The 20,457-nt window shown below is 42.7% G+C and carries 21 protein-coding genes, 2 pseudogenes and 2 riboswitches; of the genes and pseudogenes, 3 read left to right on the top strand and 20 right to left on the bottom strand.

Features of this window, described 5'->3' with window-relative positions; all coding sequences use genetic code 11:
* Window positions 1-11: 11 nt before the first annotated feature.
* The 8 genes and pseudogenes from JCM19039_RS21360 to JCM19039_RS24975 form a co-directional block, all read right to left on the bottom strand.
* Window positions 12-272 carry a hypothetical protein gene (locus JCM19039_RS21360; protein ID WP_052398425.1) on the bottom strand — a complete coding sequence of 87 codons (261 nt, stop codon included), beginning with the start codon at window positions 270-272 and terminating at the stop codon, window positions 12-14.
* A complete protein-coding gene (locus tag JCM19039_RS01770) occupies window positions 251-1,066 on the bottom strand; it encodes a hypothetical protein (RefSeq protein ID WP_052398424.1) in 816 nt (271 codons plus the stop codon). The genes JCM19039_RS21360 and JCM19039_RS01770 overlap by 22 nt, the downstream gene beginning before the upstream one ends.
* Before the next feature lie 170 nt (window positions 1,067-1,236).
* Window positions 1,237-3,627 (bottom strand): FtsX-like permease family protein, encoded by a 2,391-nt coding sequence (locus JCM19039_RS01765; RefSeq protein WP_052398423.1) that lies wholly within the window; start codon window positions 3,625-3,627, stop codon window positions 1,237-1,239.
* Between the two features lie 187 nt (window positions 3,628-3,814).
* Window positions 3,815-4,496 (bottom strand): annotated as a pseudogene (locus tag JCM19039_RS01760) (ABC transporter ATP-binding protein).
* Window positions 4,497-4,638: 142 nt separating this feature from the next.
* Window positions 4,639-5,640: a sensor histidine kinase KdpD gene (locus tag JCM19039_RS01755; RefSeq protein ID WP_042423231.1), complete on the bottom strand. Its 1,002-nt coding sequence runs from the start codon at window positions 5,638-5,640 to the stop codon at window positions 4,639-4,641.
* 2 nt (window positions 5,641-5,642) lie between these two features.
* Complete coding sequence (locus JCM19039_RS01750; RefSeq protein WP_042423228.1) at window positions 5,643-6,332, bottom strand: response regulator transcription factor; 690 nt, start codon at window positions 6,330-6,332, stop codon at window positions 5,643-5,645.
* A gap of 883 nt (window positions 6,333-7,215) precedes the next feature.
* Window positions 7,216-7,335 (bottom strand): AraC family transcriptional regulator, encoded by a 120-nt coding sequence (locus JCM19039_RS24980; RefSeq protein WP_238544887.1) that lies wholly within the window; start codon window positions 7,333-7,335, stop codon window positions 7,216-7,218.
* 149 nt (window positions 7,336-7,484) lie between these two features.
* Window positions 7,485-8,102: pseudogene (locus JCM19039_RS24975) on the bottom strand (AraC family transcriptional regulator); the annotation flags it as partial.
* A gap of 150 nt (window positions 8,103-8,252) precedes the next feature.
* Between JCM19039_RS24975 and JCM19039_RS01740 the strand changes: the two are divergent.
* The gene (locus tag JCM19039_RS01740) at window positions 8,253-8,495 is read left to right on the top strand and encodes an Atu4866 domain-containing protein (RefSeq protein WP_042423226.1); all 243 of its coding nucleotides are present in this window, start codon (window positions 8,253-8,255) and stop codon (window positions 8,493-8,495) included.
* 51 nt (window positions 8,496-8,546) lie between these two features.
* Window positions 8,547-9,269, top strand: a complete 723-nt coding sequence (locus tag JCM19039_RS01735; RefSeq protein WP_042423223.1) for an SDR family oxidoreductase — start codon at window positions 8,547-8,549, stop codon at window positions 9,267-9,269.
* A 264-nt stretch (window positions 9,270-9,533) separates the two neighbouring features.
* Here the strand turns inward: JCM19039_RS01735 and JCM19039_RS01730 are convergent, their stop codons facing one another.
* The 4 genes from JCM19039_RS01730 to JCM19039_RS01715 all read right to left on the bottom strand — a co-directional run bounded on the left by JCM19039_RS01730 (window position 9,534) and on the right by JCM19039_RS01715 (window position 12,715).
* Complete coding sequence (locus tag JCM19039_RS01730) at window positions 9,534-10,589, bottom strand: hypothetical protein (protein WP_042423220.1); 1,056 nt, start codon at window positions 10,587-10,589, stop codon at window positions 9,534-9,536.
* A 781-nt stretch (window positions 10,590-11,370) separates the two neighbouring features.
* A complete protein-coding gene (locus JCM19039_RS01725) occupies window positions 11,371-11,916 on the bottom strand; it encodes a glycoside hydrolase family 73 protein (RefSeq protein WP_052398422.1) in 546 nt (181 codons plus the stop codon).
* A gap of 137 nt (window positions 11,917-12,053) precedes the next feature.
* Complete coding sequence (locus tag JCM19039_RS01720; RefSeq protein WP_042423217.1) at window positions 12,054-12,392, bottom strand: multidrug efflux SMR transporter; 339 nt, start codon at window positions 12,390-12,392, stop codon at window positions 12,054-12,056.
* Window positions 12,389-12,715 (bottom strand): multidrug efflux SMR transporter, encoded by a 327-nt coding sequence (locus JCM19039_RS01715; RefSeq protein WP_042423214.1) that lies wholly within the window; start codon window positions 12,713-12,715, stop codon window positions 12,389-12,391. The genes JCM19039_RS01720 and JCM19039_RS01715 overlap by 4 nt, the downstream gene beginning before the upstream one ends.
* Before the next feature lie 84 nt (window positions 12,716-12,799).
* A riboswitch (guanidine-I (ykkC/yxkD leader) is annotated at window positions 12,800-12,898 on the bottom strand.
* 314 nt (window positions 12,899-13,212) lie between these two features.
* On the opposite strand from JCM19039_RS01715, the gene JCM19039_RS22880 reads away from it, so the two are divergent.
* A complete protein-coding gene (locus tag JCM19039_RS22880; protein ID WP_238544886.1) occupies window positions 13,213-13,479 on the top strand; it encodes a DUF2834 domain-containing protein in 267 nt (88 codons plus the stop codon).
* 245 nt (window positions 13,480-13,724) lie between these two features.
* On the opposite strand, the gene JCM19039_RS01710 is transcribed toward JCM19039_RS22880, so the two are convergent.
* The 8 genes from JCM19039_RS01710 to JCM19039_RS21345 all read right to left on the bottom strand — a co-directional run bounded on the left by JCM19039_RS01710 (window position 13,725) and on the right by JCM19039_RS21345 (window position 19,511).
* Window positions 13,725-14,489, bottom strand: coding sequence for an SDR family oxidoreductase (locus JCM19039_RS01710; protein ID WP_042423211.1), 765 nt, complete (start codon window positions 14,487-14,489; stop codon window positions 13,725-13,727).
* A 4-nt stretch (window positions 14,490-14,493) separates the two neighbouring features.
* Entirely contained in the window at window positions 14,494-14,736 is a 243-nt protein-coding gene (locus JCM19039_RS21355; RefSeq protein WP_052398421.1) for a hypothetical protein, read from the bottom strand.
* Window positions 14,736-15,452 carry an ABC transporter substrate-binding protein gene (locus tag JCM19039_RS01705; RefSeq protein WP_052398420.1) on the bottom strand — a complete coding sequence of 239 codons (717 nt, stop codon included), beginning with the start codon at window positions 15,450-15,452 and terminating at the stop codon, window positions 14,736-14,738. The genes JCM19039_RS21355 and JCM19039_RS01705 overlap by 1 nt, the downstream gene beginning before the upstream one ends.
* On the bottom strand, window positions 15,449-16,204 hold the full coding sequence (locus JCM19039_RS01700) for an ABC transporter permease (protein ID WP_042423208.1): 756 nt from the start codon (window positions 16,202-16,204) through the stop codon (window positions 15,449-15,451). Before JCM19039_RS01700 ends, JCM19039_RS01705 begins: the two co-directional genes overlap by 4 nt.
* A gap of 43 nt (window positions 16,205-16,247) precedes the next feature.
* Window positions 16,248-16,943: an ABC transporter ATP-binding protein gene (locus JCM19039_RS01695; RefSeq protein WP_052398419.1), complete on the bottom strand. Its 696-nt coding sequence runs from the start codon at window positions 16,941-16,943 to the stop codon at window positions 16,248-16,250.
* A gap of 77 nt (window positions 16,944-17,020) precedes the next feature.
* A complete protein-coding gene (locus JCM19039_RS01690; protein WP_052398418.1) occupies window positions 17,021-18,403 on the bottom strand; it encodes an acyl-CoA reductase in 1,383 nt (460 codons plus the stop codon).
* The gene (locus JCM19039_RS21350; protein WP_373974802.1) at window positions 18,400-18,837 is read right to left on the bottom strand and encodes a hypothetical protein; all 438 of its coding nucleotides are present in this window, start codon (window positions 18,835-18,837) and stop codon (window positions 18,400-18,402) included. Before JCM19039_RS21350 ends, JCM19039_RS01690 begins: the two co-directional genes overlap by 4 nt.
* A gap of 56 nt (window positions 18,838-18,893) precedes the next feature.
* Window positions 18,894-19,511, bottom strand: a complete 618-nt coding sequence (locus JCM19039_RS21345; RefSeq protein ID WP_052398416.1) for a hypothetical protein — start codon at window positions 19,509-19,511, stop codon at window positions 18,894-18,896.
* A riboswitch (TPP riboswitch) is annotated at window positions 19,505-19,612 on the bottom strand. It overlaps the preceding gene by 7 nt.
* Window positions 19,613-20,457 lie beyond the last annotated feature (845 nt).

Below are 20,457 nucleotides of genomic sequence, written 5' to 3'. Positions count from 1 at the left end.
AAGCTACCAATTTATACGACCTTTTGCTTCGGCCGCTTTACAATATTAATAATCAGACTAACGATGACGATAAATCCAATATACCCTAGCAGAGGATACACGGTGTTGACGAGGTCAACAAAGCCGATAAATCCAAATCCTAAGCCGAGTAAGCAAACAACAACAACTGCTCCTCTGTAGGCGTTCGTGTTCGGTGCAAAGAAGCGCACAAGGAATGTGTATAACGACGTTGCTGCTGTACTATAGATCATCATGAGCAAACCGATTGCCATGAAGAATCAACAATTGGATTAAACTCATGTGCCAATAATAGGATTGGCATTTCAGCTTCATGAACCCGATCTAAGTTCAAGTACACACCCAGTGCCACTATAACAGCAATTACACCTAACACCACACCACCTAAGATCGCACCATTTCGTAACCCTTTCCGATCCTTCTCAACAGCACCCATCACAACCATAATCGCAAAACCGACCATAAAGTTAAACGAGACACTAATGAGCGTACTGAGTGTCCAATGTGGAGACACCGTTAATTGTTGGCTAGCGATGCTTTCCAACGTCGCGAAGCTCGCTTCGCTCGCAAAGATCGAATACACAACAATAATGAACAATAGCACGAGTATGTAAGGACTTAATGAGCTAATGATCGTAATGATTTTATTCGTATCGAGTAATAAGGTGGATATGAGTACGAGACTCATAAAGACATAGCCCCAAATCGGTGCAAGGCCGAATGATTGTTCAAATAATGAACCACTTCCTGCAATCATTATCGCTCCTAAGCCAAACAAGAAAAAAGTCAGCGCGATATCAATGACCGGTCCAAGATATTTTCCACATAAATGATACAGCACCTTTTTGTGATTGCGAACGTGTAACTGATCTCCGAGCATCACGAGCTGGTAACCGAGAATCGGCAACAAAATCATCGTAACCGCCGTTCCTACAATTCCCCACACACCATGACTAACAAAGAATTGAAGCATTTCTTGTCCTGAAGCATAGCCCGCACCAACGACGGCACCAACATAAACCCCAGCAACACGGAGTGTCGTCTTCAATGTTTTTTACCTCCTATACTGCACGCTGTACCGCACATTTTCCTCTATCTATATATAATAAATATTTAGATAAAACGATACTATTAAATTATTGAATGTCAAACGAAACACGATAATATGATAATAAGATAATAAGAAGAGCCCCACAAAAGTGAGGCTCCACACTCCGATTACACATTTTCTTGTTTTAGTGTCTCAATGATATTGTCTTTTTTGATTTTGGACATGGAATAGACCATCGCAACGATGACGATTACCAGAACCGCAACAATGGCAATGATAATCTCCAGCCACGGCAGTGTAAAAGCGTAAGCAAAAGCATTTTGATTCGTAATATAGATGCTATACATAATCCCAATACTAATTGGAAGCCCATACAACAACGCCTTTAGACCATAAAAGATGCTTTCGAAATAGATCATCTTGTTAAACGACCGAGGCGTCATACCGATTGATTTTAACATCGCAAATTCTCGTCTTCTAAGTGCAATACTCGTCGAAATTGTGTTTATAATGTTTGCGATAGCAATCATTGATATGAGCGTAATAAACCCGTATAAAAAGATGGACATGACGGTGATGACTTGTTGATCCCGCTGCTCTTGAGCATACGTATTATGAATCGCTGACTCATCAATGAGCGCATGATCTTCAAGTTCTTGTTGTAAGGCCTCCGGTTGGTCAGTCGTTACATACAGCATATCATACAAAGGTTGACCGCTTTCCATTTGAATCTCTTCAAATACATCTGGTGAAACGATGAGAACCATTGACCCTAACCATTGTTCAAAATAACCAAGTGGGTAATCATTCGTAATCGCTCCAATCTCAAGTTCAACAACGTCTTCGTATTCGTACAATTCTCGTTCCTCATCGTAATTTTCCTGTTCTACTGTGAACGTATCATTTTCATTCGCAAGCACACTAGGCGCTTCTACATATTTGCCCGCTTCTGTATCTTCGTACAGAATCTCACTCACAAGTATGGCCCGCGTTTCATCTGCATCGATAAATCGCTCAACATCTTCACCGATGGAAGTCACGTATTCAGAAAAGCTATTAGCATCGAGACCAATCACTTGGACATGATAAGGATAGTTCCCATCCATTAAGTAATCGATGTTATCCTCGACCTGATTGGTCAAGCCTTCAGGCCACCTTTCCGGCTCAACAAGCGTTCGAAATGTCACGGAGCGGTTTACACTGCCTTCATTTGCAGAATCCATGTTTAGTACTTGATCAACAATGGCTGCAAACTCTTCATCATTACGATCGACTTGAATACTAAGATCGTAGTTTTGGTTCCCAAAAGACATGTGCATCGATTGCGAAAGTGCTGAAGCAAAGTATGATATCGAAAGAAATAAAATGATGCTGACAACTAATGAAGAAACGGTCACGAAATAACGCTTATTATTTCGCTTCAAATTCTTTAATGCGAAATCTCCTTCAACCCCAAACAGCTTTCGCACGAGAGAATTGGTTTTCACCTTCTTTTTCGTAAGCTTAACGTCTTGTGATTGACGGATTGCATCAATCGCGGTAATTCGTGAAGCTCGCAAGGCCGGAATAATCGTGGAAATGAGAATTGTCAATGCTGCAAGACCGATTGAAATAAAGACCGATTCTTTAGAAACGACCATTATTAGTTCAGTATCGAGTGCGCTAGAAAGGAGATCGTTAATAAAATAAGTCGTCACCCAAATTCCTGCAACTCCAGCTACAATCCCAATAGGGATCGCAATCAGTCCAATGATCAATCCTTCAAAGTAGACCGAATTTCGTTTCTGGCGCTTCGTCGCGCCAACACTTGAGAGCATCCCTAAATATCGAGAACGCTCAGATACAGAGATGGCAAACGAATTAAAGATGAGAGCCACTGATCCAATGACGATAATTACCATCACAATGGCCATGAGTCCATACAGCGTCGTTTGCATATTGTCGCTTGCAGTGAGCCCATGTGCACGTAATAATGAATCATTGTAGAACGGTTGCTCTAAGCCTACCCCCTCGGCAAACGTGCTCACTTGATCATAAATCGTACGGTCCACATCCCTGACTGACATGTACGCCATCGCTGTGCTGCCGTCTGCAATTTCGCCTTCATCAAGATGACCGATAATAGGGTAACCTGGTGTCCAAGAATGCTGCCAGAGAGGCTCCCGGACAACCCCAACGACATTAAAGGAATCTTCCGTGACATTCGTTAGTCGCTCGGCACGTTCGCCGTTAAGGGTGTGTAGAGCATACGCATGTGTCCGCTCACCATCGAACGTGATGTCTTCTGCGACACGCTCCCCCATTTCCAGATCAATCTCACTACCGATGTCCGTCAATTGTTCCGACACAATCACTTCATCTGGTCCACTCGGAAATCGCCCTTCAACAAGCTCTAATTGCATCGTTTCAAAACCTGTTTCATTTAATTTTGTGACATATACATAGGGCTTTAATGAATCAGTACTCGCCCCGTGCTCAGCGTAACCAGACTCACGTAATAGCGCGACGTCATCAAACAAATCACTTTCTTGAATTGCTTGAAGTTGCGCTTGGTTCACCTGCTCAAATGCAGCATGCCAATCGCCTACATTTTCAATGGCATTGCGCTTGAAGACGTCTTGAAACGTCGACCCTAACGTCGCAACTGCATGATCATGGCAACAGAAATAATCGTTCCCATGATTGTAATGAGCGTGCGTTTTTTGTTCTCTTTAAGATGACGCCTAGTTATTTTGTTGACGATGCTCATGGACGAATCACCTCGTCCTTACTCACGCGCCCGTCTTCAATCGAAATGACTCGATCCGCTTGAAGAGCAATACGGTCATCGTGCGTAATGACGAGCAACGTCTGATTGTACGTGCGGTTGAACATCTTTAGTAGATCAATAATTTCTTTACTGTTTTTACTGTCTAAGTTTCCCGTTGGCTCATCTGCAACATAATCGCAGGGTTGCTAATTAACGCTCGACCAATGGACACACGTTGTTGCTGACCCCCAGACAGTTGATTCGGCAAGTGATGAATACGCTCTTGCAACCCTAACAACTCTACCGTTTCTTGAAACTGTTTCTTATCAACCTTATGACCGTCTAACAAAAGCGGCAACGTAATATTCTCTTCAACCGTTAAAATCGGCAACAGATTATAAAATTGATAAATTAACCCGATTTGTCGGCGACGAAAAATCGCTAAGTTTGTTTCATTTAATTGATAAATATCTGTATTATCGACCAAACATTGCCACTGCTCGGACGATCCACGCCTCCCAATAAATGTAGAAGCGTTGACTTCCCTGAGCCGGATGGACCCACGATCGCCACAAACTCTCCTTTTTTCACAGAGAATGATACGTCATCTAACGCCTTCACCGCTGTATCTGCTTGTCCGTATACTTTTGACAATTGTTCAACCTTTAAAATCTCCATAACGTTCCCTCCAGATCATCTGTATACGTTAAGCATAAGCGTCCAACGTGACGGCTTCGTGACTCGGCAAGTGACAATACCGTCACTTAAAATGAAATGCAAATAAGAGTAGCGTTAATGCTTCTTTGCATAACGACTACTCTTAGATCGTCTGTTTGTAAAACTTCATTGAAAACGTTGTCCCTATGCCCTCTTCACTTCGCACTTCAAGGTCGCCACCTTGCCTTGTGACAATCTGATACGCCATTGCCAAACCTATGCCAACACTATTATCACCAGCATTTTCCCCTTTGTAAAAACGTTTAAAAACATACGGCACGTCATGTTTTGGAATGCCGCTGCCATAGTCAGTAACCTCAATTTCTTGATACAACGCATTCTCGTGATAATGAATCGTTAACGTCTTTCCTGGATGACTATGTTCTACTGCATTCTTAAGAATGTTAATAAGGGCTTCCTTTGTCCAATGGTAATCTGCAACGAGTCGACTTTCATCGTTGCCAACCCGGTTAATCGTTAAACCTTTTAAATCAATGGAAATGAGCATGGGCTTAAGTGCATCTTCAACCAACGTATTCATGTCAAACCGGTCTCTCTTAAACGCAATTGTTCCTGCATCCATCTTTGAGAGCTTCAACAGAGAACTTACTAGCCAATCTAGCCGTTCCAATTGTTCTTGAATGACCTTTGTGAACTGCTGGCGCTTTGCAACATCGAGGTTATCCCTCTCAAGTAAATCCGCCATCACCATCATTGATGTGATGGGTGTTTTCAACTGATGAGACACGTCCGAAATCGCTTCTGTAAGCTTCTCTTTATCTCCTTTCAATCCAGCCGAGTAGTCTGCTAGCCGTGTTGTCACTTTATAGATGTTATTCTTTAAGATACTTAACTCGCCTTCTTCATTATCCCGTACATCGAGCGTATAGTCTCCAGCATTGATTTGTTGTAAGTATGCCGACAACCGTTGTAGTCGTTTGTATTTCCAATGTGTAAAAGACAGATGAACCGTTATGAGGAGTATCGACAAGCTAATCATCATAATGAGTGCAGCATTTGGAAAAATAAGGACTCCGGTAATCGCGACAAGACAGATGATCAATTGACTCACTAAAAGCAGACGTATTTCTCGATTACGCAACATCTTCATTCACCTGCCCGATACCCCAGACCTCTAACCGTCTGAATGATCTGGGGTTGTTGAGGGTGGTCTTCAAGTTTTTCACGTAATCGTTTAATGTAAACCGTAAGTGTATTGTCATTCACAAACTCACCCGCCACATCCCAAATCTGCTCCAATAATTGAGCTCGGGATAATACTTGTCCTTTATGTTGCAGAAATATAAGTAATAAACGGTATTCTAACGCCGTCAACATGACTTCCTGCCCGGCCTTCCACACCTTCGCCTCTTGAACAGCAACCTCAACATCATAAAGCTCCACACGAGTATTCTGCTCATGACCGTGTTGCTTTTCATAACGACGCAACACCGACTTTATTCTGGAGATTAACTCACGAATTCGAAACGGCTTGGTAATGTAATCGTCCGCGCCCATATCAAGCCCCATCACTACATTCACCTCATCATCAACGACGGTAAGGAAAATGACCGGAATGTCCTTCTTGCCTTTTACGAGCTCACAAAGCTCATATCCAGAACCATCGGGCAATGACAAATCAAGCAAACAAAGTGAAATTGACTCGATCGATGCACTAATCATTGATTTCGCACAAGCAACATCTACAGCATGAATCGTTTCAAACCCTTCTTGTTGGAGTGAATATTCCAGACCGAGCGCAATCGTTTTGTCATCCTCTACGAGTAGAATCGTCATCAACGTATTCCCCTTGTGCTTTACTTTTAGGATAGACAGAACGGTGAAGGTTGTAAACAGGGAGTGACGACTTCGATGAAAGTGTGGTACTAACTTTATATTCTGTAGATTACTCTGAAAACTAAAAACACCCCCCAAAATGATTTATTTGAGGCGGGCACTCTACAATCTGTAAATCATTTCACTTTTTAAGACAAAACGATATTTACATCTTCTTTTACTCTTAATCATTCATCAAAATTTATTGATGGATTCACTTGACCATTAACCATTAAGATTCACCTTACGGTGAGGGAACGCCTGAGGGTGAACTTCCCAAACTACTGCTTCATAATCACAGTTTTTGACTATCATTTCGTACATCCAACCACTGTAAACTACATAGATATACGCTAACTTTTTATTTTCAGTTGAATGTATTTATATTGCTTTATTATTGAATCCATTAGCTTTGTCATATGTGAACTTAACATGATCCCCACGTTGAAGTTTGTTTATAATCTCATCTCGGTTATCATGATGCCAACATGCTACAACATATCTAAAGTGAATTCATCTTTGTAAAAGAAAATCGGTGCAACAAATTTATAAGAGTCAGTTGCTAAGATACCGCCAGTTGCACGAAGGAGGTCCATCTGCGTAGCATCTTTAGAAAGACCTAAGCCTTGTCATGCAAATGGACCAAAGTTCACTCTTGCACACCCTTATTTGAAAAAAACAACAATTTATTATTGTTCCAAGGACTGAAACATACATAGCATATCACGGTATGTGAAATTAATTTATTGAGTGTTCGTTTTCGGATCAATAAGCACGTTACGTACAGGGAAGTAAAACATCCCCGTAGCCCAATTCTGAGCATATATTCGGGCATCATTACTCGTTATTGGAATGTAGTTTTCAGATCGTCTCTTGGTGATCGGCTAAACATTTTCTTATATTCACGCGAGAAGTAAGATGGGCTTTCATAACCAACATGAAATGCCGCGTCGGAGCTAGCCAATGTTCCCTTATCATTAATCTTCTGGCTTCATGAAGTCGAAGGGATTTCTGGTACTGAATCGGCGTCATCGCAGTCACCTGTTTAAAATGCTGATAGAATGCAGGAGCGCTAAGATTTACATGTTTTGCAAGCTCTTCTATGTTGATTTTAGTAGCATAGTGCTGTTTTAAATAGTTGATCGCTTTAGCGATTTCTGACATTTTACTTCCTCGAGCAGCAAACAATTGGATCCTCTCCCCTTGCTCTCCTTTCATGACACGATATAAGATTTCCTTTGTAATTAGTGGAGCGAGAAAATCCTTATCATTAGGCGTTTTTAATAGTGTCAAAAGACGTAGCCAGGCGTCGAGTAAAGCTCCGGTTGTCTGACTAACAAATAGTCCTCTTTTTGAGATATTTAGATTATCGTTTTTTTGTTTCTCACTGCCAATGCTGTTAACCAACTGCAGTTGATCAAAATCCAACCGTAAACATAGATATGGCTCTTCCTCACTTGCCTTCACGACTTCTCCAACAACTGGAAGGTCGACGGCGACGACAAGATAGTCGCCATTTCCATATGAATAGTCTTCACCATTTAACGAGACAACCTTACCACCTTGTATGATCATACATAATGCCGGTTGATGTAATGTTTTTATTGGCTCAAGAGGTGTTGAAGATCGAATTATCGAAAGGCCCGTTATATTCGTATTGTGTATTCCGTCAACTCTGGCGAATGAATTGACTAGCTTGATTAGTTCTTCTTCTCGATGTTTGACGTGCATCTGCTCCGCCATAATCAGCACCTCCTCTTGTTTGAAAGCATAGGGGGTTTTAGAGAATAAAGCAAGAATTGAAGAGTAAGAGGCTACCGCTCCACCTTGTTCTTCATGAATACTTAGAGTAGATCATAACAAAAAGGAGTTGAACAGGAAGTGAGTGAAGATAACCACCCCTACGTCGGTATTTGGATTACGAAAGATCGTAGAATTCGACATGAATTATTGCCCAATGGCCGATACGTTGAAGCTCGCGGTACTATTGAAGCCGCGTATAAGGGGAACTATCAAATTACAGGCAACTATATTGCCTATAAAGATGATACTGGGTTCACAGCTGACGGAGAGTTTCACAATAACATTTTATATCATGCGGGTATGGTCCTTTACCGTGACTAAGTTCAAACGAAATTAAATTCTACACTCATTTATTTAAGGAGATGAGAAAGCATGACAACACATGAAAAAGTTGTTCTAGTAACAGGTGGGAGTAGTGGAATTGGGGCAGCTACTGTTGAGAAATTGGCAGAACAGGGACTTACGGTTATTGCCGCAGCAAGAAGAACAGGTAAGCTTGAAGAACTTGCATCAAAACTTCGTAATAAAAACTATGCAGTAGACTATAAGCAGTTGGATGTGACCAATTTTGAACAGATGGAACAAGTCGTACAAGAGATCAAAGAAGCGTACGGACAATTAGATGTTCTTGTAAACAATGCAGGTATCATGCCTTTATCCATGCTAGAAAAACGAAAGATTACAGAGTGGAATCAAATGATTGATGTAAATATAAAGGGAGTCTTGCACGGAATTGCTTCTGTGCTGCCTCTAATGAAAGTACAACAGCGGGGTCATATTATTAATATCGCTTCAATCGGCGCGTACAGTGTCACCCCAACTGCCTCTGTGTACTGTGCAACCAAATATGCGGTCCGTGCCATTACAGATGGGTTACGTCAAGAATTGACACACAACATCCGTACCACCCTCATTTCACCAGGTGTAACCGAATCAGAATTAGCAGATCATATTACAGACGGAGAAGCAAGCGAAGCTATGGTAGAGTATCGCAAGATTGCTCTCCCAGCATCTGCTATCGCCGATGCAATCTCATATGCTATTTTGCAACCGAGTGAAGTAGATGTGAACGAACTAGTTGTTAGACCAACATAATATTTTGGTTATAGAGAGGGCGACAACATGCCCTCTCGCTTTAAGTGATCTACTACGTTTACTCCCTCTACTACAACCTCATACTCTTTACCATACCATCAATGGGAGCAGCAGCAACACAAGCTTCCGCAAATTAACCAACACTTCACATCTGTTCTCTATTATTTTAAATGAATTGCTTCTTAGATTTGAATTATTAAAAGCAATAGATTTATTTTTTAGGCATATATGGATGACTTTCGATATTGAGTTATTCTTGAAGTTTTACTGCTGCGCTTCGGTTTTTAATCTAATATTATCATGATTAATTATAGATAAAATTTCATCTATTTCAGTTATATCATAAGGAGTCGCTACTCCTTTCACTCTCTTTGTTAACATTATTTTTACTAGTGCGGCTATGACTAGTGAAGTTGTTCGATAATCGGAAAATGTCTGTAAATAATAGCCTTTCTTTTTGTATTCCCCTTGAATAAGCCCCTTAACTTCGACAGTAAGCATCGCATCTTCTTTTTTTTGAGGATTATGCTTAACGATTCTTTTCATTACACCGGAATTGAGATTATATATAAATGGTAACAACCGAGTTTTCTTAAGGAGATATATCATGTAATTAAAAGGACGGTTACTCCATCCAGTCCAAAAGTTTACCGGGAACATATTACTTAGAAGTATCCTTTCTGAATGTTCGATATTCCGAACTTTTTTGTATTTAGCATGACCAAGAAAATACATTTTTTTTGACTGGGAGAAACTACTTATTTTTTGATCCCCCCTTATGATAGGTTCATCTATTAAACGTAGCATGTCCTTTATTCCCGCGATCCCGACATCCGCATTCTTATTTTGTAAAAATCCCAAATCTACAGATTCTATATAATCGAAATCATCTATTGCCTTTTTGATGAGTAATCCAGACAAACCAGGCAAGAACCCCGATAACAGCAAAACTCCTGTACCTTGTTTTAAAGCATCATCATGGTATTTTATTACTCGCCTATATAAAGAGTAAGACGGGGTTACATCTAAAGAAGGGATTCTCATTCTTAAAGCTATCTCTTGTATCTTTGATTCAAACTGTTTAATTAAAACAACTGCCATGTCAATTCCAATTAAAGCTTGTTCAATACTTTTATCTTCTTTTACATCAAGGTACCGCCATTTTGTATGATTACCCAAACTAGCAGCGAAATTTACGCCTCTTTCCTTATTATAGTCAGTGATTATTAAGGTAACATCTTCTGGAATGAGGTTTGTAATGTCATTACATACTAGCTTTCCAAGAACACCTGTAGCTCCAATAATGAGAACATTTTTCAAAATATCTCCTCCGATATATGTAAGTCGATTATAAATCCGTTATGTATCCATATATGTGATGTCTTATTCTATGAATATGGACCCCCATTTTTAATACTTTAATTACGATATCTTTCCCCCAATTATGGTGATATCCTACAGCACTAGCTTAAGTATGCTTCTCATGATTTTCTACCAATTAGAGTGACCCAGTACATGTAAAGTCTCCTCGTTAAATAACCTTGCTATCAGTTCTTTCTCTTCTTTTTCAATGAGTTCTTGTGCTGTTGGTTTTTCTGAACTTTGACAAGCAGTTAATAAAATAACGATAAAAACCTTTTCAATGGCTTGTCAACTTTCAATTCTAGTTTTTATTTAAATAGCTGTGTGTATTAAGCACCTGCGTATGATCGTAACATTGGCACCTTAATTATAAAGATTAAGGTTGGCATTGTTAAACTCGACTGAGAGTGACGACTTACGATTCCCGGGATTATTCTGCATAACACAAGGGGATCGAACCAATATTGCAATAGGCTCGATCATCGTTTTTTAACCTGATAACTAAGAGCTTTTGACTACTTTCATTCACAGCATTTAATCTAAACGTCGTACATTAGGGTAGATTTATTGTACGATAAAATAATCTAGCCTGAATAGCTATATTTTTATCAAGTATTTAGCGTTAGGTTTTTATTGACATGCTTATTAGCAGTTCATATAAAGGTGGGGTTATTTTATAATTATTTTTAAACTCAATTGCACGTCTGTTTACTAGATTTTTGTACTAGCGACGTCCTCTCTAACAAGACGTAGCGCCTTCAGACCCACCACTAGCACTTAGCGCTTCTTCATCCCAATCGGTAAGTTGGTATTCTTCGATAAGTGTAGTGATCCGCTCGACATAGTTAGGGTCGGTCGCATAGCCTGCATCAAATAGCGCCTGTGCAGCGACAAGATAGTCGGTCTCACCAATGACAGCATCATACAAGCCACGCACGTGCAAATAGTCGGCATAATCTTGAATCGACGCTCCCCAAGAATCGTAAATTCGGAACGTATCATACACTTGAATATCTTCACCATCAATATGCTCCCACGTTAAGTGACAAATCACATCCCCTGTCCAACTTGGATCATCAAAGGATACGGGCTCACCTGGCCCATCGCATACACCGTTCGCGACTTTAATCCCGAATAGTGCATTCCCATTTTGTGCCAAATCAGATTGTCCGTTCCCCGATTCATGTGCCGCTTGTGCAGCAGCAATGGAAGGTAAGATTTGAAAGTCCTCCCACAATGTCATCACTGTCTCACGGATTTCTTGTAGAAATTCCTCTCTCGTCATCTTCTCGTTCCCCTTTCCTATTTTTTCGTCGTTCAATATAAAAAGAGGAAAAAAGAAGTAAAACTCAACCATTCTAAGGAAAATGTGTCTGTGTCTTTATTCTCAAACTTCCGCCTTCGATGGCTTACCTAGTGTTGTTAATCGCCATGGGGAGCATAGTTAATTAGATACCACACGCAAACCAATGACGCTACGACGATGACGGCCAAACATACAATACGCTTAACATCTTTGGAATCGTTGTAAAAAATCATGCCGATGACCGCACTTCCGACAGTCCCCATACCCGTCCATACCGCGTATGCGACTCCAAGAGGGATCTGCTCCATCGCAATGGCTAAGAGGGTGAGACTAATCGCAAACCCAAACACAACGAACAAAATCCCGCTCACCTTTTCACCTTTTATATAACGTTGAATTCCGTTGACACCAACGACTTCAAGTAACCCCGCAATAATGAGAATGATCCAACTCATGACTGACCTTCCTCCTTTTCACCTGTGACCATTTTCAGTCCTAACACGCCAGAAAGAAGCATCACAATGAAAAAGATCACGCCAATATTAATCGCTGTACCAAAGAATATAATGTCAACAGCTACCGTTCCTACCGTTCCTAATCCAACGAATACCGCATACACCGTACTCGTCGGCAACGTCGACGCTGCCCGAATTAACAAACCAAAACTAATGACAATGGCGATAATCGTTAACGTCCATGCGAACGCATCATTCGCATATTTTAAACCCGTTGCCCAACCGATTTCGAAAATCGCCGCAATCACAACAACAATCCACATAAAATCACCTCATGTTTTATTATTCCCAAGGCTGTCGAGAACATGAAAAAGCCCGGGACATACTGCGTGACATCATCACACAATATCTCCCGGGCTTTTTTCCCTCCGTGAACAGCACTAGAAAAAGCTGCACTTTCCCTCGGACCAGACCTACTGAGTAGCGGAACCCTAGAAAGTTTCATTCTACTATAAGTAACTAACGGTAGTTCATATTATAATTTATTGATCTATACAAGTCAACTCATCGTACGCAAAACAGCCATAAAAAACGATCGCTGAAGTTGTTTTACCTGACGAACCATCTCGTCTGCTCGTGGATGACACCGAGTGATGTCGTTTACAAAATTGTTAAAACGAACATACTAAACATTTAAACGGTAGTATCTATAATAGAACCCTCTAATAGAAAAGGGATCCTATTATTTAGAATGGAGGTTTAAAATGAAATACTTTTATGGAACGTTAGCTCTTTTGGGTACAATATTACCTACTCACAATTGATCCCTTGGCTATCTACTTATGGATTTAGCCTAACTCAGTTTTTTATTGAAATGAATCATTCTAAAATGGGAGCATTTGCTTGGTGGGATGTGCTTATCTCTATTATTGTTCTCATTGGTTTTATACTGTACGAAGGGAAGAGAGTGGGAATGAAGCACCTATGGGTGCCCGTAATAGCAACCCTCACAGTTGGTGTTTCTTTGGGATTACCTCTATTCTTATTGCTGCGAGAACGATATATTCACAAACAAAGAATCATGTAGTACTTAAAGTAAATTCATGCACTTGTATTCTTGTCATCACCTACAAATTGATGGGCATTCCAAATGTTCAAGGTAATTTGAGCATTTGGAATGCATGTGGTTTAGTTTTTCATTTTCCTTGAAGATTACCTATATAAAAATTCAGGTTCAAGTGCACGTACCCTAGTAATACTTCCCCCAAAGCGTTGCTCACCCTCGTCCTGTGAACCGGCGCAAGACGTAACAGTCTTGCGCCGGTTCACAAGCTATCCCATAACAAGCCCTCCGTCAACGGTCAAGGTTTGTCCTGTCATAAAGTCACTCCACTTGGACGCGAGAAACAATGCGGGTCCAACGATATCTTCAGGCTTGGCAATACGACCTAACGGCGTGGACGCACTGATTTGTTCTTTCAGTTCTTCCTTTGTCTGTTTTGATGCTTCTGTTGGGTAGACGAGACCAGGAGCAATCGCATTGATACGAATACCTATGGCGCCGAGATCTTTGGACATGCTTCTCGTATACCCGATGATGGCTGCCTTCGCCGTGATGTAGTCTTGATAAGGTACGACCGGATGCTGAACGAGATTTGTAGCGAGATTAATGATGCTCCCTGACCCTTTATGGCGCATGTAAGGCAATGACCCTTGCACGAGCAAATGCGCGGCTTTTAGCCCACCGTCAAATTGACTCGTGTAATCGCCCCATTTCATCTCCCATGCTTTTTTTCGTGTTTCAGGATTAAAGACATACGGAGCAAAGACATTATTCACGAGCACATCAATCGTACCAAACTGATGGCTCGCCGTTTCAACCAATTTCTTTGCGCCTGACTCAGTCGTCACATCCGCTTTTACGAGACAAGCTTTCCCACCGAACAGCTCACATTGTTCAGCAACGCGAGCTGCTGCCACTTCATCGTTTCGATAGTTAACGACGACAAACGCCCCTTCTTTAGCAAACCCTTTTGCAATTGCCGAACCGATTCCCTTACTAGACCCACTGACGATGACTACTTTTTTCTCTAACATGGGATCACTCCTCAATAATGTGTCTGATATGGTTTTCCATGTGAAGCGGTTCTTCAATGAGTCCAAGCTCATAATACCGATCGGCGCCGCTTTGTACAATCGCATCATCAGGTCCACCAAGCACGCCTTCATCATCCAGACTCGCCGCATTCCGCAACTCAATAATTTCACGATTCAACGCAGTTTCCCTCCCATCAACTGCAATCGTATTGGCCAGCTCTGCAGCTTCGCCCGGCTCATCGATCATCACTGCGCGCTCTTTTCATACGCATGCAAGAAAGCCACTAACTCGTCACGAGACGTTTCAAACGTATCACGTTCCACGACAAAAAAATCACTTGGGATGTTCGCATAATCTTTTAGCTCGATTACATTAAGCGGTTCATCATCGGCGAATTCAAAAGCAGCCAAAGCTGTATCCGTAGCAGCGGTGGCATCGACTTCTTCATGAAGTAAAGGTGCGAAGTTCGCAATCCCAACCTCAAGAATGTCAACGTCCTCTACACCCAGTCCCGCCTCATGCAGAAGTAGCATCAGATTCTGATACGTCCCGCTTGCTCGACTGTACACACCGATGGTCTTCTCCTTTAAGTCCTTCACCTCATCAATGCCCGCACGTTCCAGCGTAACGACGTTAAAGACATTCTGTGGGTACACCGTATAAATGATGATTAGGTCCTCTCCTTGAGCTAACGCGCTGTACACAGCACCAGGATCTGTAAAAGCAATGTCCGCTTGACCTGCCAGCATTGTCGTGAGCGCATCACCCCCTCCGCTTCCGGGAACGAGACGCAAGTCGATTCCTTCCTCTTCAAAAAATCCATGCTCCTCCTCTGCTAATAGATGCGTCTGTTCCGTAATTGGTTGACTCCAGCTCGCCACCGTCAACGGTTTGGTATCGTCGTTATGTTGACACCCACTAAACAGTATCCAAATGAGCCCGAACCCGACCACTCGCTTCACTGACGCTCACCTCCATGTCGTTTTTCTATCCATCTTCGTTCTGCTATGTAGACACCCCCATACAATAAGAGACCGATCGCCGTTAAAAGCAGTAAAACCGCAAACATTAAAGCCGTATCCATCATACTTTGAGATGCAATAATTAGCGCGCCTAACCCTTGATTAGCTCCAATAAACTCTCCAACAATCGCACCGACAATGGCTAGAATTACAGCTACCCGTAGCCCTTGAAACAGGATGGGCAGACCCGCAGGCAGCTGCAAATGCACGAGTGTTTGCCAGCGATTGGCGTGCATCATTCGAAAAAGGTCACGGCGGTTTTTGTCCACATGCTGGACCGCACTTACGGTCGCCTCTAAGATCGGAAAAAAGCATACAAGAGCGGTAATAATTACTTTTGATGTCATTCCGTAGCCAAACCAGAGCATAAACAGCGGAGCAAGTGCGAGCTTTGGAACCGCTTGTGAAGCGACCAAGTAAGGAAAAAGCACACGGCGAAGCCATTCACTTTGACCCATCAAGATGCCGCCTGCAAACCCTACGGTTAATCCGAGCGCCAAGCCGAGCAGGATTTCCGATACAGTGACCACGATATGAGGCCAAAAGTAACCGGTGATGAGCCCGTCAATGAGCACGACGAACACGGTCATCGGTCCAGGAAGCAAAAGATCTGAGAAACCACGAGCAAACCACTCCCATCCGAAAATAACTACGATAAGCAGTATTAAAGAATAAATCCAGGTACGTCTCATACAGTCAGTTCCTGTAAAGAAGATCTTACGTGAGAACAAAAATCTAAGAACACCCGTGAATCTCTGCGATGGTCATGTAGATGCTGACGAAGTGGCGGTTCAAGGTGATGGACGACTTTGCTTGATGAATGATCCCAATGCAATCTGCAAGATACGTGGCTTCCATTAGATCATGGGTGATGAATAGCACCGTCAACTGCTTCTCTTGTTGCAACAAGAGAAGCTCGTGCTGAAGCTCTTCTGTCGTCATTTGATCCAGCGACGCGAACGGTTCATCAAAGAAGAGAAGCGACGGTTCCGTCATGAGTGCTCGTGCAATCGCAACACGGCTCTGTTGCCCCCCTGACAACATGTGTGGGTATTTGCGTTCTGTATCAGCAATGTTCAGCCTATCAAGCAGGTCACTGGCTCGTTGTTTGTCATAATCCTCCACGCTTCGGTGCAGCTGAATTGGCAAATACAAATTCTGAAGCACGGTTTTCCACGGCAAGAGCGTTGCTTCTTGAAATACCATGCCTGCCTTTTCCACCGGACCCGTCACTCGTTCTCCTCTGCGCTTTACCGTCCCTTCACTTGGCATCAATAGACCGGATGCCAGCTTTAACAAGGTTGACTTCCCACTGCCGCTTCTGCCAATCCAGCAGTGACATGCTCCTTTTTCGATCGTCCAATTTACCCCTTTGGCACCTTGCGTTCCATCTGGATATGTATGTGAAACCTTATCTAACTCCAACTCCATGCTTTACTCCTTTCAGTCTCGGTACGGATTGTACAGCTCGGCATTCTCTTCGGCAAAGCGCTCCACTTGTGCGTACGTCACGAGTTCACGAAACAGCGCGCGCCATCCGGCTGCCATCCCGCTTGTGGAGAGGTCATGTGACCTACTCCGGTAATTCTCGTCACGCCGAGTTGACTGAGCTGCTCGGACCAACGAAACAGTTTATTTCGATTTGCGGAGATTCCTACGGTTTGCAAAATACGCCGATACGGCTCAAGAGCGGTCAACACTTCCTCAAATGAGTGAAACGCCACCACTTGAATGTTCCGATATAACGGCGACGGTGTAAGTTTGCCACCATCACTGTAGGCCACGGAGGTCTTCCCGTCAGCGCTTCGCCAATGATGCCACCCCTCGTCCCACGCTAAGCTCTCTCCCCATTCCGACACGCGTAATGCTTCCTCCATTTTTATTGGCCTACTCGGATTGTGAGCTTCTTTCGTTACCAACTGTTGAAATAACATCTCTGCCCACTCATTCGCTCGTGTCCTTCCGCCCGCTTCCACAAAAACCACTTGAGGAGAATAACACCCTTGTTGGTCGAAACAGACCACATCCCATGCGGTTTGCGCAGCATTTTTCTCTGCTTGATCACCCGTTAGTGCTTCGCTTGCAATGATGCTGAAGCTAAGCTTATGACCAAAATGAATGTACTTGGCACTAGCCGGCACGTGCTGCTGCAATGCCTCGATCGTTTCATTGCTGCCGTACCCAATCACCACGTCCGATTCTTTAAACAACACCTGCTCACGATGCTCATCTCCACCAGACCACCACACCGCCGCAAACGCATTCGACAACTTGGGCTCCACGTCTGCCAACACATGACAAATGCTCCCGATAAAAAGGGGCTCAGCACTTGCCATTTTTCCGATCGCCCCTCCTTTAACAAGCAAATTTGACAGGAAGCTCCATAATGGCAAACCAGGCACGTTCCCCGCCCAAACATGGGTCGTCAATCGAGGCCCGATTGCTTTTTCAAAGCCCCCGGACATGTTCGGTGTGAACGCATCGAGAACCGAAGAATCGCGAAACGCGGAAGCCAAAAAGCGCGTAAGTTCTTGTTTTCGAAACATTTTAAATGTCTCATGTAAGGCATGACGCACGGTCTCCGTGCTGTCCCCTGAAATGACCGGCAGGAGCTGTTCAAGCTCTTTTCTAACGGGATGACCTCGATCGAGCAGCCGTAGCATGGCCTCATCAATAATTTCAATCAGTCTGTTTGTATGCAGGAGAGACAAAACCTGCTCTTGCGCTTCTTTTACGACAAGACTCAGGTTCCGAAGTTCTTCAGCTGTTGGTGCGGGAACCGTGACATGGACACTTACATCTTCAGATGTAAAAGTCAAAACGTCTGAGGAAATTTCTGTATCCTGAAGTATGGAAGGGATATAACCGGCGGATACGTGAATTTCTCTCATTGCGTCTTCCCCTCCAAGTATTGTTTCATGGATAATGAACAACCCGTCGGCTCAGCTTGTTCCTGCCTACCGATTAGCTCAAACCCTTCTCCTCGTTGAACGGCGACATCTTTCGTCACGATGGCTGGTACACTCGTCACATTCGCCACATCCACATGTACGAGCACACCGGCTTCACCTTCCTGTACTTCTTCGCCAGAGAGTGGATCAATAATTTTGAAGCGAAGCCAGAATGGCGGCACTTTAATTGGTGATTCATTATCAACGACAGAGTAGTATTGCGTGGAAAGCTCGGTCATGCCGTACATGTTCATACGGTTTTCAGGCAATACTGGGAGCGTTCGGTAGAGCTGTTTGTAGAAATGATCCATTGTCATCGTTCCTGCCGCGTATTTCAGCCCCCCTGTATCAAAAACAATACTGTTTGGGTGAATAGGTAAAGACCCTTGACTGGCCTTCTCAAAGACGGATAAGTAACTATAACTTGCCCCTAAAATGTACGTCGCTGATCACGGTGCGCGTGCAGCCATGAAAGAAAGCGCTCGTGTTCATACCCTTCTTCAGTGATAAAGTGGTCAGAATCCCACGTTCCGTATTCCTTGCGAATTAACGATAAATAATGCGCCAACGAAGAGTGCATCATGTTCGATTCATGTGGAAAAAGAATCGCCGTTGGTCGTCGTTCTGATCCCACAAACGACCGAAAGCTCTTTATAGCCGATACGTCATAAACTTCCAAATCTTCATGATAATGAACGCCCTGTACTTCACTTGTCGTGCCGCTCGTCTTAAACGATCGATTACACTGTTGGCTTGGCACAGTTCGAAGTTCAGCGGTTTTAAATGCATCGGTGGACACCGCTGGAATATCGCGCCACGTGTTCACATGAGCAACCACGACCCCTTTTTTCTTACAATAAGAACGATACGGTTTGTTATGTTCATACGCATGCGAAAACAGTGAAATTGCGATGGCATTAAACGTGTCTTCGTTCTCTTCGTTCCCCGCTAAAAAATTTAGAACATCTGTTTTTATCACGTCAAATTCCTCTCTTTCCATAAAAATACACTTTTGCGCAGGCAAAAGTGTAGATGCATTATCGTCCATTCAAACACCTTCCCTGCGCTGGCATGATCCAACAGGTTCAATCGGTCAACAGCTTGCGCTGTAATCTCAGCCTCACATTAGAGACCCCCGCGTTCGTATTCAATTCTCTTTTAGCATAATGGTTTTTGCGTGAAAACTCAAGATATTCCTAAACTTCCTATGTCAGTGTTTCGGAAGTCAGGCAGCGAACACTTCGTCTTTATTAGAGGAGTATTACTAAACAACATTAAATTAATTCCACTTGATAGTGAAAATGAACAAGTGGTTGTCGGGACGACACGATCCCTCAGGACCGACCCAGCGCATTTAAAATTCAAAAGCAATAACGAAAAGTTCACGGTAAATCAGCTACAGAGAGCGAGCCATTTCAAAGTCAAATTTTGTACAAGACCAAACTGGAAACCACCTAAAAACAAATAGATGTTTTGTAACTACCAAAAACGATACAACCGTTTTAGATAGCCGTTTACCCTTAATTCGACAGTTATCTATTTGTTACGAAGTACAGATTAGCGCGTGTAGAACAACAAGAATTTGGTTCCAGTGAATCAACAGCACAGAAAAATACCGTCATTCAATTACAGCTGGTGAATGAGTCGTTTTTAACTCTTGTACATACCCGATAGATCATGTCTGATAGAAACTCGAAACGAGCAGACACAAACAATTGACCAAGAATTAATGAAACTTCCCTATCTATCGTACCAACGACCTATTGGACATGACTCTATAATTGCAGAATGCCGAGCTTGTGGGGTTTGGCGAGAAGACAATCATAATACTTTAAACGAAGTACTCCGTGAGATCAAAGTAATTTCTGGGTAGAAAATGCATCGGTTATTCGAGATTCCTAAGGTGCATTAAGCATTTTACATACAAGCGGTTTACTTTTTTATTTTCTTGACGAATAAAAATGGTCATGATATAAGTTAATTAATTAGATAAT

It is taken from the genome of Geomicrobium sp. JCM 19039, assembly GCF_000698145.1.
Lineage (GTDB): Bacteria > Bacillota > Bacilli > Bacillales > Marinococcaceae > Geomicrobium_A.
This window is presented reverse-complemented; position numbering and strand designations above follow the sequence as displayed.

Coding starts and splice junctions, on each gene's coding strand:
- JCM19039_RS21360 (WP_052398425.1), bottom strand. CDS start 272: ATGGCAATCGGTTTGCTCATGATGATCTATAGTACAGCAGCAACGTCG.
- JCM19039_RS01755 (WP_042423231.1), bottom strand. CDS start 5,640: ATGTTGCGTAATCGAGAAATACGTCTGCTTTTAGTGAGTCAATTGATC.
- JCM19039_RS01750 (WP_042423228.1), bottom strand. CDS start 6,332: ATGACGATTCTACTCGTAGAGGATGACAAAACGATTGCGCTCGGTCTG.
- JCM19039_RS01735 (WP_042423223.1), top strand. CDS start 8,547: ATGACAACACATGAAAAAGTTGTTCTAGTAACAGGTGGGAGTAGTGGA.
- JCM19039_RS01725 (WP_052398422.1), bottom strand. CDS start 11,916: ATGACGAGAGAGGAATTTCTACAAGAAATCCGTGAGACAGTGATGACA.
- JCM19039_RS01720 (WP_042423217.1), bottom strand. CDS start 12,392: ATGAGTTGGATCATTCTCATTATTGCGGGGTTACTTGAAGTCGTTGGT.
- JCM19039_RS01715 (WP_042423214.1), bottom strand. CDS start 12,715: ATGTGGATTGTTGTTGTGATTGCGGCGATTTTCGAAATCGGTTGGGCA.
- JCM19039_RS01710 (WP_042423211.1), bottom strand. CDS start 14,489: ATGTTAGAGAAAAAAGTAGTCATCGTCAGTGGGTCTAGTAAGGGAATC.
- JCM19039_RS21355 (WP_052398421.1), bottom strand. CDS start 14,736: ATGATCGATGAGCCGGGCGAAGCTGCAGAGCTGGCCAATACGATTGCA.
- JCM19039_RS01700 (WP_042423208.1), bottom strand. CDS start 16,204: ATGAGACGTACCTGGATTTATTCTTTAATACTGCTTATCGTAGTTATT.
- JCM19039_RS01695 (WP_052398419.1), bottom strand. CDS start 16,943: ATGGAGTTGGAGTTAGATAAGGTTTCACATACATATCCAGATGGAACG.
- JCM19039_RS01690 (WP_052398418.1), bottom strand. CDS start 18,403: ATGAGAGAAATTCACGTATCCGCCGGTTATATCCCTTCCATACTTCAG.
- JCM19039_RS21345 (WP_052398416.1), bottom strand. CDS start 19,511: ATGGACGATAATGCATCTACACTTTTGCCTGCGCAAAAGTGTATTTTT.